We start from the raw sequence: 15,723 nt of genomic DNA, 5'->3' as shown, positions 1-15,723 counted from the left end.
AGGCAGGTTGCCCACGTGTTACTCACCCGTCCGCCGCTGACCTCCGAAGAGGTCCGCTCGACTTGCATGTATTAGGCACGCCGCCAGCGTTCGTCCTGAGCCAGGATCAAACTCTCCAAAAAGTAGTTTGACTAGCTCTTGTTTGTTGCTTAAATTAACGTTGGCACTTCAATTTGTTTAGTTTTCAAAGATCATTTGGAAAAGTGAAGCTTTATTATAATACCATTTAGAGATTATGATGTCAATAACTTTTTTCATCTTAATTTCCGTTTCGCAACTGCGTTTTGCAGCAACGAATATTAATATACCACCCTGGACAGCCCAGCGCAATAGTTTTTTTCAAAAAATAAAAAGAAAGCCGGATAAAGTTCATCCGGCTTTCCTGCATGTTATTAACGGTGTCTCATTTGCGGGAATAATAGAACATCGCGGATCGATGCCGAGTTAGTTAAAAGCATAACAACGCGGTCGATACCGATTCCAAGTCCGCCTGTAGGAGGCATTCCATATTCAAGAGCTTCAATAAAGTCTTCGTCCATCAAATGAGCTTCGTCATTTCCTTGCTCACGTTCTTTCAGCTGACCTTCAAAACGCTCTTTCTGATCGATCGGATCATTCAGCTCAGTGAACGCGTTCGCGTGCTCGCGAGCGACGATGAAGAGCTCGAAGCGATCCGTGAAACGCGGATCTTCATCGTTTTTCTTAGCCAGAGGAGAAATTTCCACCGGATGGCCGAAGATAAATGTAGGCTGAATCAGCGTTTCTTCTACTTTTTGCTCGAAGAACTCATTGATGATGTGCCCCACTGACATATGCTCGGTTACTTCTACTCCGTGCTCTGCAGCAAGTGCCTTCGCTTCTTCAGGACTCATTTCTTTCCAGAAATCTGCACCGGTAGCTTCTTTTATGGCATCTACCATGTGAACTCTTTTCCACTCAGGCTCAAGATTTACTTCATGATCGCCATACTGAATCATAGTAGTTCCCCGCACTTCTTTTGCAATGTGGGCAATGAGGTTTTCAGTCAGCTTCATGATATCTTTGTAGTCTGCATATGCCTCATAAAGCTCGATCATAGTGAACTCAGGATTGTGGCGGGTAGAGATTCCCTCATTACGGAACACGCGTCCGATCTCGTACACTTTCTCAAGACCGCCTACAATTAGACGCTTTAAGTGAAGCTCGATCGCGATCCTCATATATAGCGGCATATCCAGCGCGTTGTGATGAGTGATAAACGGACGGGCTGAGGCTCCCCCCGGAATCGAGTGCATGGTTGGAGTTTCGACCTCAAGGTATCCATGATCATCCAGGTAACGGCGCATGGATTGAATAATTTTGCTGCGGGCAATAAATGTTTGTTTGCTCTCAGGGTTCATGATTAGATCCAGGTAACGCTGGCGATAGCGCTGTTCGATATCTTTCAGACCATGATACTTATCCGGAAGAGGACGCAGTGATTTTGTCAAAAGCTCAAAAGAAGTCGCTTTAACGGAAAGCTCGCCTACTTTTGTTTTGAACATAACGCCTGTAACGCCTACGATATCCCCAAGATCCGCAGTGTTGAACAAGTCATATTGTTCCTCGCCTACTCCATCCATGCGAACGTAGATCTGGATTTGTCCTTGCAGATCCTGAATATGAGCAAATCCGGCTTTTCCTTTGCCGCGCTTTGTCATGATCCGGCCTGCGATGGTAACACGGCGTTCTTGATCCTCAAGCTCTTCTTTTGTTGTGTTCTCGAATTCTGCAAGAAGACCCGCTGTTTGATGGGTAGCATCAAAACGCTTCCCGAATGGATCGAGTCCTTTTTCTCTTAAAGTATGTAGTTTTTCCCGTCTAACCTGCAGCTGGTCGTTTAATTCTTCGTGATTCATTTCTTGTTCACTCACGGAATCCTCATCTCCTATTCTTCGTTAAAAGGGCGGCCGCTATGGGCCGGCCTCTTTATTCCTTATACAGCTTCAGCGCTATTTTCCTGTTTAGCTTCTATTTCTTCTGTAAATTCGTCCAGCAATGTAACCATATCCTGTCTAGTATCACACACATTGACGCCGTTGCGGACTTTAGCATTGCCTCTAATGCCTTTCAGGTACCATGCAGCGTGCTTACGCATTTCCCTCACCGCTACGTGTTCGCCCTTCAGCTCAATCAGTCGGTCAAGGTGGAGCTTGCAAACAGCCATTTTTTCTCTAGCAGACGGTTCTTCTGCCAATTCACCTGTTTCAAGGTAATTAACTGTACGGTAAATCATCCACGGATTTCCCAGTGCAGCCCGGCCAATCATCACACCGTCTACTCCAGTTGTATCAAGCATTCTTTTTGCATCCTGCGGTGTTTCAACGTCTCCGTTCCCGATAACCGGGATACGAACCGACTCTTTCACCTGTTTAATGATATCCCAGTCCGCATGCCCTTCATACATTTGTACACGGGTACGCCCATGGACGGCCACAGCCTGTCCGCCGGCACGTTCAACAGCCTGCGCATTCTCAATAGCAAAGATATGATCGCTGTCCCAGCCGATTCTCATTTTTACCGTAACGGGCTTATCGACGGCATCGACAACCGCGGCTACCATTTCGTAGATCTTGTTCGGATCGAGCAGCCACCTTGCTCCTGCGTCGCATTTCGTAATCTTCGGCACCGGGCATCCCATGTTAATATCAATAATATCGGCTGTTGTGTTTTTATCAACAAACTTCGCAGCTTCTACTAATGTATCTTTTTTTCCGCCGAAAATCTGCAAACTCAATGGTTTTTCCCGCTCATCGATGAAAAGCATGCCCATTGTTCTCGCATTGTTATATAGAATAGCCTTATCGCTGACCATTTCCGCACAAACAAGGCCGGCACCGAACTCCTTGACGGTGAGACGGAAGGCCGCATTGCATACTCCGGCCATGGGGGCAAGGACGACACGGTTCTTCATCTGAATGTCGCCAATTTTGAACATCCATTCTCCCTCCTTTCATTCATTCTTTTATTCTTCAGGTGATAGTTCCTCAACTGGAACCTTCAGTGTATCAGCCATTTCTTTCACAAAATCACGGCTTGGGATCCGGTTGCCCCGCTCTACTTCGCCAAGGACTGAAACCGAGATGCCAAGATCCTTCGCGAAACTTTCCTGGGTGTAGCCCTTCAGCTTTCGGTAGGCCCGAATCCGCCTTCCCCATTTCTCAGCTTCCATAGTCTGACCCCTTCTTTGTCTGATAATTGTTCTATGATGACCGAAACCGGCTTGTTAACCGCCGGTATAAAAGCATTTGAATTGATTTCATTTAAAGGTATTAACACAAAAGCACGTTCCGGCAATCTTGGGTGCGGAACAATTAACCGCTCTGTTTCAATATTTTCATGATTATACAATAAAATGTCAAGGTCTAAAGTCCGCGGGCCCCACCTGATTTCCCTTGTTCTTCCCAGGGATTGTTCAATATGCTGAGTTTTATCAAGTAATTCACACGGGGTGTATGTGGTGGAAATTTCCACCGCCATATTTAAAAAAGCGCTCTGGTCCGTATAGCCGACGGGATCTGTTTCATAGATGGACGACAGCTTTGTGACCTCAATCTCCGGCTCTTCGTTAAGGAGCTTTATGGCATCCAGTAAATACGATTCCCTGTCCCCCATATTCGAACCGAGGGCAAGGTAGACCATTGCATTCATGATCTGCCTCTTGTGATTTCCACTGCCACATGATCATAATGCCCGGGTATAGGAGGGTCAGGCTTAATCAGTTTGATCGTTACAGAATGAATATCCGAAAATGCAGCCAGAATCTCTGAGGCGATTTTTTCGGCCAGTGATTCCACCAGCTTCTTCGGATCCCCTTCAATTACTCGCTGGCAAATCTTATAAAGATCAGCGTAATTCACCGTATGTTCAAGCTTATCCGTTTCCCCTGCTTTTTTCAGATCCTTTTCTATCGTAAGATCTGCCCGGAATCTTTGGCCAAGCTTGTTTTCTTCCTTATACACACCATGATATCCGTAAAATTCCATTCCGGATACATAGATCTTATCCATGGGCATGGCACCCCTTCCCCATCATCGCATCCATCATTTTTGCCATCCTTGCTATTTCCTTTACATCATGGACCCGGACAATGCCGCAGCCCTTTTGGATGCCAAGGCATACAGTGGCTCCGGTTCCTTCCATTCTTTCCTCCGGAGGCAGGTCCAAGATCTTTCCGATGAACGTTTTTCTTGATGTTCCAAGCAGTACAGGATACCCAAGGCTCGTAAAGGCCTCTAAAGATCCCATCACTTCCATGTTGTCACCGAAAGTTTTGGCAAAGCCTATTCCCGGGTCTAGAATGATTTTATTATTTTCAACACCGGCTAGCTCTGCAATGGCTACACTTTCCATTAAGTCCGTAATCATATCCGGTATAAGCTTTTCGTAATTGCGTTCCTTTCTGTTGTGCATAAGAATGATGGGGGCGTCAAATTCCGCCGCTGCCGCTGCAATGGCCGGCTCTGCCTTAGCCCCCCATATATCATTCACAATGTGAGCTCCCGCTTTGAGTGCCTCTCTTGCCACAGCCGCTTTGTAGGTGTCTACCGAAATAGGTGCATCCACTTCTTTAGCTAATCGTTCAATAACCGGAATCACACGTTCCATCTCTACCTCTTCAGGAACAAACTCTGCTCCGGGTCTTGTCGATTCCCCGCCTATATCAATGATGTCTGCCCCGTCCTCAACAAGCGCTCTCGCACGCACAATTGCCTGATCAAGCGAATTATATTTCCCGCCGTCGGAAAATGAATCGGGTGTAATATTTAAAATCCCCATGATCAGGGTCTTTTCATTGTAATTTAATGTGTAGCCGCGGCAATCCATCCCGGACTGCTTCACTAGTGTCGTTAACCCCATCAAACCTCATCCTTTACAGCTCATCTCGTGACCAAAGAGCATGGCGATATTTTGAATACTCTTCTTGTAGTTTCTGTATAACCGCCCCATCCTTCCCTGCAAATGATTGGATATCAATTTTAGAGAACGGAATCAATTCCTGCACAGAGTTGGTCATGAACGCTTCTTCCGAGGAAAGCAGATCATCCAGCGGAAAAAAGCCTTCTTTGTATGGAACATTCATTTTTTTACATAAGGCAAGAACGAATTTCCGGGTAACCCCATCCAATGCGCCCGTTTCAGGTGACGGAGTGAAGACGGTTCCTTTCTTCACCCAGAACAAATTGGAAACAATGCCTTCGCATACGTTATCTTCTTTCGTCAGAAAAATGCCCTCTGTATCCGGCTTGCCGTTCAGCTCTTTTTTGGCCAGAAAATTGTTCATGTAGTGGCTCGACTTCATCCTGAATGTTCCTTCAGGCGTATTCCTTCTTAATGTGAGCACTTGCCCCTGTTTTTGGTCAGCCGGGGCAGCAATCGGCCTTAAAAAACAGGAGATGACCGGTTCATCAAAAACCTGATCTAAAAATCCCGGGCCTCCATTACCTGCTGAAACCGTCAGCCTCACTGCTGCATTCCCATCTTTTATATGGTTGGCAGTGAGCAGTTCCTCAACCATTCCGTGAACCTGCCCGGCCGTCAAAGATGCTTTGATTCCGAGCACGGACAGGGAGGCATGCAGCCGGTCCAGATGGTCTTTTAATAAAAAAGAATGGCCTTGGTAGGCACGGAATGTCTCAAAGATCCCAAGGCCGTACATATATCCATGGTCGAAGAGGGAGATGCTCGCCTCTTCGGCCCTTATCATTTTGGAATTAAGATAAATAAACATTACAAGATGCTCTCTTCCGCTTTCTTGTAGGTTTGTATGAAATTTTTGAGCAGCTTTTTTCCTGCGGATGTCATGATGGACTCCGGATGGAACTGCACCCCTTCAATCGGAAGCTCTTTATGGCGGATGGCCATAATTTCATTCTGCTCTGTTTTTGCGGAAACGATAAAGCAGTCCGGAAGGGTTTCGTTCTTCACAATAAGTGAATGATACCTGGTAGCAAGAAATGGCGTTTCAATTCCGCTGAAAATCGTTTGCCCATCATGCTGAATCTCGGATACTTTTCCGTGCATGAGCCGTTCAGCTCTTACAACGTCCCCGCCGAATACCTGGGCGATCGACTGATGGCCAAGGCATACTCCAAAAATAGGAATTTCGCCTGCAAATTCACGAATGGCTTCCAGGCTGATCCCTGCTTCATTCGGGCTGCATGGTCCGGGGGATATCATTAAAAATTCCGGATTCAGCTCACGAATTTCCTGAATGGTGATTTCATCATTGCGCCTCACCATCAATTCCTCTCCAAGCTCTCCCAAATACTGTACCAGGTTGTACGTAAATGAATCGTAATTATCAATCATTAAAATCACTCTGCTCACCTCATCCTTTCTTTAGCTCAGGGCTTAACTCTGCTCTGCCGCTTTTAAGACAGCGGCCGCCTTTTTCAAAGACTCCTTATACTCATAGTCTGGATTCGAGTCAATCACAATACCGGCACCTGCCTGAATATAACCCGTTCCATTTTGGGCAAAAAGAGTTCTGATAACTATATTCAACTCCAAATCGCCATTAAAATCAATCCATCCGATAGATCCTGTATAAATTCCGCGCCGTTTCGGTTCAAGCTCCTCAATGATTTCCATCGTCCGAACCTTTGGGGCGCCTGTTATTGTCCCACCCGGGAATACGGCCCTGATAATATCGGAAAAATTTTTTCCATCTGCTAATTCTCCTTGAACGTTTGAAACAATGTGCATCACATGGGAGTATCTTTCAATTGCCATGAATTCATTAACTTCCACTGTTCCATATTTGCACACGCGGCCCAGGTCGTTCCGTTCCAGGTCGACCAGCATGACATGTTCTGCCCGTTCCTTTTCGTTATCAATGAGCTCGGCAGCAAGCTTTACATCCTCTTCATCATCCTTTCCACGCGATCTCGTTCCGGCAATCGGTCTTGTACTAAGAATCGTCCCGCTTTTTTTAACTAACAGCTCAGGCGAGGCAGACACGATTTGAAAGTCCGGTGTTTCCAGATAGCTCATATACGGAGACGGATTGATCTCTCTTAATTTTTCATATATCCGGATGGGATGGTCATGAAGAGCTGCAGCTTGTCTTGTCGATAAATTGACCTGGAACACATCCCCTGCCGCAATGTAATCCTTTATCTTTATCACGGCTTCCTTGAATTGATCCGGGCTGAAATGGAGCTTAGGCTCGCTCCCCGCCTGAGTAGGCTGTGTCCGTTCTTCGTATGAAGGCGGGTTAAGCCACCTGTCCTCAAGCTCAGCAAGTTTCAGCCGCGCCTGCTCTGGTACCGAACTGTCCTCCAGCACAATCAGGTACACTTCGTCAGCTTCATGATCCAATATCGCAAGCTCATGGAAGATCATCCAGAAAAAATCAGGTGTTTGGAGATCATCTTCTCCTTTTTCCTGGAGCTTCTCAAAATGCCGAACCGCATCATAGCTGATGAAGCCAATCGCTCCGCTTTGAAAGTCCGGAAGCTCCGGATTCCTTTCGACATGAACGCCAGCCATCCACTCCTGAAGCCAGACAAGCGCATCCTCCTCTTTGAAAGTTTGCTGCTTACCGTCTTCTGTGAGCACGATTTCATGGTCTTTCGCGGAAATGACAGAGCGCGGAGACAATCCGGCTATGCTGTATCGGCCTCCTCTGCCGCTTTCAAGCAGTGCGTGATGCTTCTCACCAGCTGAAAGGCTTTTATATGTATGAAAAAAGTCATTTACTCGTTTTATTTTTTTGTAAAAAGGATAGTAAACCGTTTTTGGCATGGGGCACACTCCTATTTGGCATATAACGATATTTTACTTGATGACGGCTAAATTCTGCTACATGGAAATTTTGCTGCTAAAAAGCGGGAATGAGGTTCCGCTGAGGAACCAATGATCTTATACAAGTCTTCCGGGACAAAAATAAAAACAGTCCGAGGACTGTTTTTATTTTTCTATTCAAATTGGTAAAGCGGTGTGCTCAAGTAACGTTCTCCATTACTAGGAATGATCGCTAGAACCTTTTTGCCTTTGCCCAGCTCTTTCGCAACCTTAAGCGCGGCATAGATCGCGGCACCGGAGGAGATTCCTCCAAGGACACCCTCTGTTTTCGCAGCAAGGCGCGCATATTCAAAAGCATCTTCATTCTTTACCGGAATAATCTCTTCGTACAGCTCTGTGTTCAGGATGTCCGGGACAAATCCTGCTCCGATTCCCTGAATTTTGTGGGGACCTGGTTTTCCTCCGGATAGAACAGGAGAATCGGCCGGCTCCACTGCGTAAATCTTAATTCCAGGGAAATTCTCTTTTAACACTTCACCGGCACCCGTGATCGTTCCGCCTGTCCCGATGCCTGAGATAAATGCATCAAGCTGATCCATTTGACGGACAATTTCCGGTCCTGTTGTCAGACGGTGAACCTCAGGGTTCGCTTCGTTTTTGAATTGCTGCGGCATGAAGTATCCGTGTTCCTTGGATAGCTCTTCTGCCTTGCGGATCGCACCGCCCATTCCTTCTGCTCCCGGAGTCAGGACAAGCTCCGCTCCATAAGCCCGAAGCAGGTTTCTGCGCTCCATGCTCATCGTATCCGGCATAACAAGAATCGCATTGATTCCTTTTGCCGCTGCAACCATTGCCAGACCGATTCCGGTATTCCCGCTGGTCGGCTCGATTAGCGTGTCGCCGGGCTTAAGACTGCCGTTCTTTTCTGCCGCTTCAATCATAGCAAGGGCAATACGGTCTTTTACACTGCTGCCGGGATTCATAAATTCAAGCTTTAAATAGACATCTGCATAGTCGTCTTCAACTAGTTTATTCAACTTTACAATGGGGGTTTCCCCAATCAGTTCATGAATAGAATTTGCCACACGCATTGAAAGCACCTCTAATCCGAGTATTTTTATTGGTTTTATTAAAAGTTACCAATACAATTCGGAATTGTCAATCTTTTTGCCCATAAAACCATTCTGCTTTTGCTTCTTCCCACAGAGGTTTGACCGAGACCTCCCCTTCCATCTGCTCAAGCGCAAGCTGGCGGCGGATCTGCTCTTTTACCTCATTGTATGAATAGGTCCGGCCGTTTATTTTCTCATTCAAAAATAAAACAGCGTATCCCTTATCTGTCTTTACCGGCTGTTTGCTATATTCCCCGGCTCCCATGGAAGCAGCCGCTTTTCTGTAAGCCTTGGGAACGGATGTCTGGTCTTCAGTAATGAAACCAAGGTCTCCCTGATGTTCCGGAGCAGACGCATGCTCCTCGGCAAGAGCTTGAAAACTGGATCCTGCTTTCAGCTCTTTAATCACTTCTTCCGCCTGCTTCTCACTTTTCACCGCAATGTGCGAAAGGTGATAGGCATCATCGAACACATACTGAGCTTTATTTTCGCTATAATAGGTCTTCATTGCTGCTTCGGAAACATTCACATCTCTCGTTAACAGCTCCTCAAGCAAAATACTGTAGCGAATCTGTTTCCCCCATTCCTTTTCATTTTCCAAGCCTTCACTCTCCGTCACATTAGAGGAAGCCTTAAACATATCAAGCTCACGGTCGATGGTTTCATCCTTAACGGTGATGTTATATTTCTTCGAAAGCTCTTCTACAACACGGCTGTTCACCATTTGTTCGAGGGTTTCTTTTCCGAACCGGTTTTCAAGCTGTGCAAGCCATTCTTCCCTCGTTACTTCTGTTTTTCCAATTTTTGCAACGGTTTCTGAAGATTCATCCGGAGCTGATTCTTTTGACATAAAAAATAAGAAAGTTGCAAGATTCAATAGAGCAAGTCCAATAATTACGAACCACAGGGCTCTTTTATTCATTTCCCCACTCCCTGGCTGCGGTATTATTTAGATTCTGCTTTCAGTTCTTCCAGCTCTTCTTTAGAAAAAATATAGATTTCGTTGCAGAAATGGCACTGAGCTTCCGCCTGGCCGTCTTCCTCAATCATTTCATCGATCTCTTTCGTGCCTAGACTGATAATTGCTGAACCAAATCGCTCTTTTGAACACTGGCATTTAAAGGATACCGGCAGCGTTTCAAGGATTTTTACATTTCCTTCTCCTAAGACCACATCCAGGATTTGCTCTGGAGACAAGCCTTTTTCGATAAGCTTAGAAATCGGCTCCATCGCAGTCAGCCGCTCTTCAATGTCCGTAATCGTTTCTTCTTCTGCTCCCGGCAAGAGCTGAACAACAAATCCCCCAGATGCAAGAATTGTATTATCCGGATTCACAAGCACACCGACTCCTACAGAAGATGGTACCTGTTCGGATGAAACAAGATAATACGTGAAATCCTCGCCAAGTTCTCCGGATACAATCGGCACCTGTCCTGTAAAGTGCTCTCTCATGCCAAGATCCTTCACAACGGTCAGCATTCCCTCTGTACCAACAGCACGGGCTACATCAAGCTTACCGAATTTATTCAAATCAAAGTGAGTCTGCGGGTGGGTAACATACCCTCTTACTTCCCCTTTAGCATTCGCATCAACAAGAATCGGACCAAGCGGACCGTTCCCTTCCACTTTGATTGTTAGTTTATCATTGCCTTTCAGCATCGTTCCAAGCATGATGCCAGCTGTAAGTGTTCTGCCCAGCGCAGCTGAAGCGGTTGGCCACGTTTGATGTCTTCTCTGGCCCTCTGCGACGGTATCGGTTGATTTAACGGCATATGCGCGGACTTGTCCATCATATGCCAATGCCTTTACTAAGTAATCCATGAACTATATGCTCCCTTCAGGATCCTGCTCCTGTATGTGAATTATTGATTTCTGTCGTAAATAAGCTGCAGCCCTTTTAAGGTTAAGAAAGGATCCACGATATCAATCGTATTGGATTCATTCGCAATTAGACCTGCTAAACCGCCAGTACCGATGACCTTTGGATTCTGGCCGGTTTCCTCCTTCATTCTTCTGACAATTCCTTCGACTTGGCCGACATAGCCAAATAAAATACCGGATTGCATCGCACTCACTGTATTTTTGCCAATGATCGTTTCAGGCCTTGCAATTTCAATCCTCGGAAGCTTGGCTGCTCTCGAATATAGCGCTTCCGTTGAGATATTTACTCCCGGCGCAATTGCTCCGCCCATATATTGTTTATCCTCGTTTATATAGCAATAAGTAGTAGCTGTACCGAAATCAACGATGATCAGCGGACTTCCGTAGAGGTGGATTCCCGCTACCGCATTTACAATCCGGTCTGCCCCTACTTCTCTCGGGTTTTCATATTTAATATTCAAACCGGTTTTGATGCCCGGTCCGACAACCTGGGGTTTGATATCAAAGTACTTTTTGCACATACGTTCAAGTGAGAACATGATAGGAGGAACTACAGAAGAAATGATGATTCCCTCAAAATCCTTAAAGGAAATTCCAACATGCTCAAAAAGCGATGTGAACAGCATGCCAAACTCATCTTCTGTTTTATTACGGCTTGTTTCAATCCGCCAATGATAGTTCAGCTCTTCTTTTTCATATACACCAATAACTGTATTTGTATTCCCGACATCCAATACTAAAATCAACGATTTTCACCACTCTATATAGTTTCTCTAAGTCTTTGTAAAACATTCCGCCACCATCATATCATAAAACATGTAAAACAAGACGGCAACGTGCTCCATTCTCTTCGCTCGTTTCATACAAAAGACCGCATTCCCGGAAGAATGCGGTCTTATTAATGGATTCAGTCTTTTTTCAGGTCCGGACGTCCAGGTTCATCTAATGGAGATGGTTCTTCTGTCTTTCTCTGAATGTTAATTTTTACATCTGAAGCATCACTTGTATCTTCAAGATCCTCGATCCGATCTGGAAGCTTGCCGTGTTTCATCAGATGATCAATTTGCTTGGCATCAAGCGTTTCTACTTCAAGAAGTGTTTTCGCTACAAGCTCAAGCTTATCTCGGTTTTCTGTAAGAATGGTTTTTGCACGCTCATAACTCACTTTAATAAAGTTTTGAATCTCTATATCGATTTCATGAGCGATGGCATCACTATAGTTTGGCTCATTGTTAATATCGCGGCCTAAGAACACTTGTCCTTGGGACTGGCCAAACTGAAGCGGTCCAAGCTTATCAGACATACCGAATTCTGTAACCATACGGCGGGCGATGCCAGTCGCTCTTTGGAAGTCATTTGAAGCACCTGTGCTGACTTCGCCGAATACGATTTCCTCTGCCACGCGTCCTCCAAGAAGGCCGGTAATTTTATCAAGAAGCTCTGGTTTTGTCATAAAGTAACGGTCTTCCTTAGGAAGCATAACGGCATAACCGCCTGCCTGGCCGCGGGGGACGATGGTTACTTTATGTACCATTTCAGCCTCATCAAGCACATGTCCGATAATGGTATGTCCGCCTTCATGGTATGCGACAATGTTGCGTTCTTTTTCAGAAATAACACGGCTTTTCTTCGCAGGTCCTGCGATTACCCGGTCAGTCGCTTCATCAATGTCGAGCATGTCGATTTTCTTCTTGTTTGTACGTGCAGCAACAAGTGCCGCCTCGTTAAGCAGGTTCTCAAGATCTGCTCCGGAGAAGCCTGGTGTTCTCATAGCAATAGCTTTCAAATCAACAGAGTTGTCAAGAGGCTTATTGCGGGAATGAACCTTCAGCACCGCTTCGCGTCCTTTTACATCCGGACGGTCTACTGTAATCTGGCGGTCAAAACGTCCCGGACGAAGAAGTGCCGGGTCAAGAATATCAGCACGGTTGGTAGCGGCGACAATGATAATTCCTTCATTGGCACTGAAACCATCCATTTCTACAAGCAATTGGTTCAGCGTTTGCTCGCGCTCATCATGGCCTCCGCCAAGACCGGCTCCGCGCTGGCGTCCAACTGCATCAATTTCATCAATAAAGATAATACATGGTGCGTTCTTTTTTGCATTTTCAAACAGGTCACGTACACGTGATGCACCGACCCCAACGAACATTTCAACGAAGTCTGAACCGCTTATGGAGAAAAACGGCACTCCGGCTTCTCCCGCTACTGCACGTGCAAGAAGCGTTTTACCTGTACCCGGAGGTCCCACAAGGAGAACACCTTTAGGAATTCTTGCACCGAGTTCAGAGAATTTACGTGGATCTTTAAGGAAATCAACGACCTCCACAAGCTCCTGCTTTTCTTCATCTGCTCCTGCCACATCTTTAAATTTAACCTTTTTCTTTTCTTCGCTGTACAGCTTCGCTTTGCTTTTGCCGAAGTTCATGACACGGCTTCCGCCGCCCTGAGCCTGGTTAAGCAGGAAGAAGAAAAGAATGAAGATGATAACAAATGGAATAATGGAGGTGAAAAAAGTCACCCATCCGCTTGTTTCTTCAGCAGGCTGAAATTCCGTCTGGCTTGATTTTGCAGCTGCTGTAATCTTATCAATTGACTCGCTTGGAACATGAGTCAAAAAGTACTCGTCTTTCTTAGCGCCTTTAAGCTGTCCTTTTACTTCAAAAACACCGCGCACGGGTTTTGCCGTTATTTGCTTAACGTCTCCCGCTTCTAATTTCGAAACGAAATTGGTGTAAGTCAATGGTTCTGTTTTCGGATTTTGACCGTTAAAGGTACTAACGATTCCGATCACAACCAAAAATATGAGTAAATAAAAGATCGTATTTCGGAAGATCCGTTTCATTCCTTACCTCCTCCACAGTAGACACAATTAGTTTAAATAGTATCATAGAAAATCATGCCAATACAAACAATATGGCGCCATTTATTCAGGCCTTAATCCTCAGTTGGTGTTTTGATAAACGCGGGGTTTCAAAACGCCGACGTAAGGAAGATTACGGTAGCGCTCAATATAATCGAGCCCGTATCCTACAACAAAGGCATCCGGCACTTCAAATCCAACATAGTCAGCCTGGATGTCCGCTTTTCTTCCGCTCGGCTTATCCAAAAGAGTGACAATTTTGATGGACTTGGCTTTCCGATACCTGAATAATTCCACAAGATAGCTTAATGTTAAACCACTGTCGATAATATCTTCTATGATAAGGATGTCACGGCCTTCGACAGAAGTGTTCAGATCCTTTAAGATCTTTACTTCCCCTGAGGATACAGTTGATGAACCGTAGCTTGAAACATCCATAAAATCCATTTCCAAATATGTATCGATGTGCTTAAGAAGATCTGTCATAAAAGGCAGTGCACCTTTTAATACTCCAATAGCTAAAGGAAAGGTTTCTTTGTACTCTTCAGTTAACAGTGTTCCCAATTCTTTAACTTTTGCCTGTATTTCTTCTTCTGTAACCAAGATTTTTTCAATATCCTGTTTCATCATGTGTGTTTTGCCCCCTAGAAGATCCTTGTTGATGATATTGTAAAAAAATGAATTCGCCCTCAGACCAATCATTTTCCTCCCAGGCTGATTTCGTCAGACCCGGCAGCCACAAAATCGTTCCATTTGCGTCTTCAAGAACCGGCCACTGATTCCTGGCTTCAATTGCGATCTTCTTGTCAATAAATATATCTTTGACTTTTTTTGTGCCATTCATGCCTTTGAGTTTCAGTTTGTCCCCATTTTTCCTGGAACGGACTGAAAGCGGCAGCAGGACTTTTTCCCGCTTTATAAGAAGGCTGTTCTTTCCCCTGTCAGCACCTGGACTCTCAGTAATCAGCTTCGCTTCTATACGGCCTCCTGAGGGAAGCATAGCCTCGCCCGGAATTGGCAATTCCAGGTGGTACGGTTCCGGTTCTGCTTGTTCAAAAGTAAACATGCAGAGGTTATAGGATTTAACGGCCTTTAAACCATTTGGAAGATGGAGAGATCCGGAAGGGTGAGATTGGGAAAGCAAAGATAGAACGCTTTCTGTATGTATGGATGATAATGAAGACGGAACACTTTTGTAAAGATAGTTTAATATTAGTTGAATCCCTCTTCTTTGTAAAGGTAAAGGCAACCTTTTCAGCAGATCGATTTCAAGCTCTGCAAAACCGTCTCCTCTTCTCCATACTGTATTCATCTCATGCTCCGTTAATTCCTGCAAATACCGCTCGTCTTCTGTTAAGTTTTCGCTGAATGCCTGGAACTTTTCATGCACTTGAGGGTTTTCTTCTTTCAGAAAAGGAAGGATCCTCTTTCGGAACCTGTTTCGTGTATAAGTGTCTTTTTCATTGCTCGGATCAAATCGGGGGGCCAATCTTTCCTTAGCGCAATAATCCAGGATTTCCTGCCGAGTCATGCCGAGAAGGGGCCGTATAATGAATCCGCCGGCAAACTCCCGTTTGGGCTGTATTCCGGCAAGTGCCGTACCTTTGCCGCCGCGGACCAGCCTCATTAATATGGTTTCAACCTGATCGTCTCCGTGATGGCCCAGCGCTAAGGCTGATGCCTGGTATTGATTCATCATTTTTTCAAAAAACTGATAGCGGCATGCCCTTGCTGCTTCCTGCGCACTCATTTGATGGGTTATGGCATATGCTCCTGCATCTGCCTGGCAGCATTCGAACGGTACATCATGCTCCATGCAAAAGGATCGGACAAATTCCATCTCTTCTTCAGATTCTTTTCCCCTGAACATGTGGTCTACATGCAGAACAACAAGATTCAATTCCCATTCTTTACGGATGCGGAGGAGCATGTGCAGCAGACTAAGCGAGTCAGGACCGCCTGATACGCCTGCCAAGATGGTTGAAGAGGGTTCGATCAGCTTATGCTTTTGTATAAATTGAATAAAGGGTACCACGTCTCTCCCTCATTTACTGACAATTTCGGACTAAGGATATCGTACCATTATTATCCTGATTTCCG

General features: G+C 45.5%; 16 protein-coding genes and 1 rRNA gene. All 17 read right to left on the bottom strand.

Annotation, left to right across the window (positions count from 1 at the left end):
• Nucleotides 1-122: ribosomal RNA gene (locus AS29_RS00315) — 16S ribosomal RNA — on the bottom strand; the annotation flags it as partial.
• A 270-nt stretch (nt 123-392) separates the two neighbouring features.
• Entirely contained in the window at nt 393-1,892 is a 1,500-nt protein-coding gene (gene lysS / locus AS29_RS00310; RefSeq protein ID WP_035412462.1) for a lysine--tRNA ligase, read from the bottom strand.
• 62 nt (nt 1,893-1,954) lie between these two features.
• A complete protein-coding gene (dusB, locus tag AS29_RS00305; protein WP_035412465.1) occupies nt 1,955-2,956 on the bottom strand; it encodes a tRNA dihydrouridine synthase DusB in 1,002 nt (333 codons plus the stop codon).
• A gap of 27 nt (nt 2,957-2,983) precedes the next feature.
• Nucleotides 2,984-3,190 carry a helix-turn-helix domain-containing protein gene (locus AS29_RS00300; protein WP_035412468.1) on the bottom strand — a complete coding sequence of 69 codons (207 nt, stop codon included), beginning with the start codon at nt 3,188-3,190 and terminating at the stop codon, nt 2,984-2,986.
• Nucleotides 3,142-3,669 carry a 2-amino-4-hydroxy-6-hydroxymethyldihydropteridine diphosphokinase gene (gene folK / locus AS29_RS00295; RefSeq protein ID WP_035412472.1) on the bottom strand — a complete coding sequence of 176 codons (528 nt, stop codon included), beginning with the start codon at nt 3,667-3,669 and terminating at the stop codon, nt 3,142-3,144. Before folK ends, AS29_RS00300 begins: the two co-directional genes overlap by 49 nt.
• Nucleotides 3,666-4,028: a dihydroneopterin aldolase gene (gene folB, locus AS29_RS00290; RefSeq protein WP_035412474.1), complete on the bottom strand. Its 363-nt coding sequence runs from the start codon at nt 4,026-4,028 to the stop codon at nt 3,666-3,668. Before folB ends, folK begins: the two co-directional genes overlap by 4 nt.
• Nucleotides 4,021-4,878, bottom strand: a complete 858-nt coding sequence (folP, locus tag AS29_RS00285) for a dihydropteroate synthase (RefSeq protein ID WP_035412476.1) — start codon at nt 4,876-4,878, stop codon at nt 4,021-4,023. Before folP ends, folB begins: the two co-directional genes overlap by 8 nt.
• A 13-nt stretch (nt 4,879-4,891) precedes the next feature.
• Nucleotides 4,892-5,749: an aminodeoxychorismate lyase gene (gene pabC / locus AS29_RS00280; RefSeq protein WP_035412480.1), complete on the bottom strand. Its 858-nt coding sequence runs from the start codon at nt 5,747-5,749 to the stop codon at nt 4,892-4,894.
• Nucleotides 5,749-6,339 (bottom strand): aminodeoxychorismate/anthranilate synthase component II, encoded by a 591-nt coding sequence (pabA, locus tag AS29_RS00275; RefSeq protein WP_035412482.1) that lies wholly within the window; start codon nt 6,337-6,339, stop codon nt 5,749-5,751. The genes pabC and pabA overlap by 1 nt, the downstream gene beginning before the upstream one ends.
• 33 nt (nt 6,340-6,372) lie before the next feature.
• Nucleotides 6,373-7,767, bottom strand: a complete 1,395-nt coding sequence (locus tag AS29_RS00270; protein ID WP_051860840.1) for an anthranilate synthase component I family protein — start codon at nt 7,765-7,767, stop codon at nt 6,373-6,375.
• A gap of 173 nt (nt 7,768-7,940) precedes the next feature.
• Nucleotides 7,941-8,858 (bottom strand): cysteine synthase A, encoded by a 918-nt coding sequence (gene cysK, locus AS29_RS00265; protein WP_035412487.1) that lies wholly within the window; start codon nt 8,856-8,858, stop codon nt 7,941-7,943.
• A 67-nt stretch (nt 8,859-8,925) separates the two neighbouring features.
• Nucleotides 8,926-9,801, bottom strand: coding sequence for a peptidyl-prolyl cis-trans isomerase (locus tag AS29_RS00260; protein WP_035412489.1), 876 nt, complete (start codon nt 9,799-9,801; stop codon nt 8,926-8,928).
• Nucleotides 9,802-9,824: 23 nt separating this feature from the next.
• Nucleotides 9,825-10,700 carry an Hsp33 family molecular chaperone HslO gene (gene hslO, locus AS29_RS00255; RefSeq protein ID WP_035412492.1) on the bottom strand — a complete coding sequence of 292 codons (876 nt, stop codon included), beginning with the start codon at nt 10,698-10,700 and terminating at the stop codon, nt 9,825-9,827.
• Between the two features lie 41 nt (nt 10,701-10,741).
• A complete protein-coding gene (locus AS29_RS00250; RefSeq protein WP_035412495.1) occupies nt 10,742-11,506 on the bottom strand; it encodes a type III pantothenate kinase in 765 nt (254 codons plus the stop codon).
• Nucleotides 11,507-11,667: 161 nt separating this feature from the next.
• Nucleotides 11,668-13,605 carry an ATP-dependent zinc metalloprotease FtsH gene (gene ftsH / locus AS29_RS00245; protein ID WP_035412498.1) on the bottom strand — a complete coding sequence of 646 codons (1,938 nt, stop codon included), beginning with the start codon at nt 13,603-13,605 and terminating at the stop codon, nt 11,668-11,670.
• A gap of 99 nt (nt 13,606-13,704) precedes the next feature.
• Nucleotides 13,705-14,253: a hypoxanthine phosphoribosyltransferase gene (hpt, locus tag AS29_RS00240; RefSeq protein ID WP_156505819.1), complete on the bottom strand. Its 549-nt coding sequence runs from the start codon at nt 14,251-14,253 to the stop codon at nt 13,705-13,707.
• Nucleotides 14,234-15,658: a tRNA lysidine(34) synthetase TilS gene (gene tilS / locus AS29_RS00235; RefSeq protein ID WP_051860841.1), complete on the bottom strand. Its 1,425-nt coding sequence runs from the start codon at nt 15,656-15,658 to the stop codon at nt 14,234-14,236. Before tilS ends, hpt begins: the two co-directional genes overlap by 20 nt.
• Nucleotides 15,659-15,723 lie beyond the last annotated feature (65 nt).

It is taken from the genome of Bacillus sp. SJS (assembly GCF_000732485.2).
Classification (GTDB): domain Bacteria; phylum Bacillota; class Bacilli; order Bacillales; family Bacillaceae; genus Metabacillus_B; species Metabacillus_B sediminis.
This window is presented reverse-complemented; position numbering and strand designations above follow the sequence as displayed.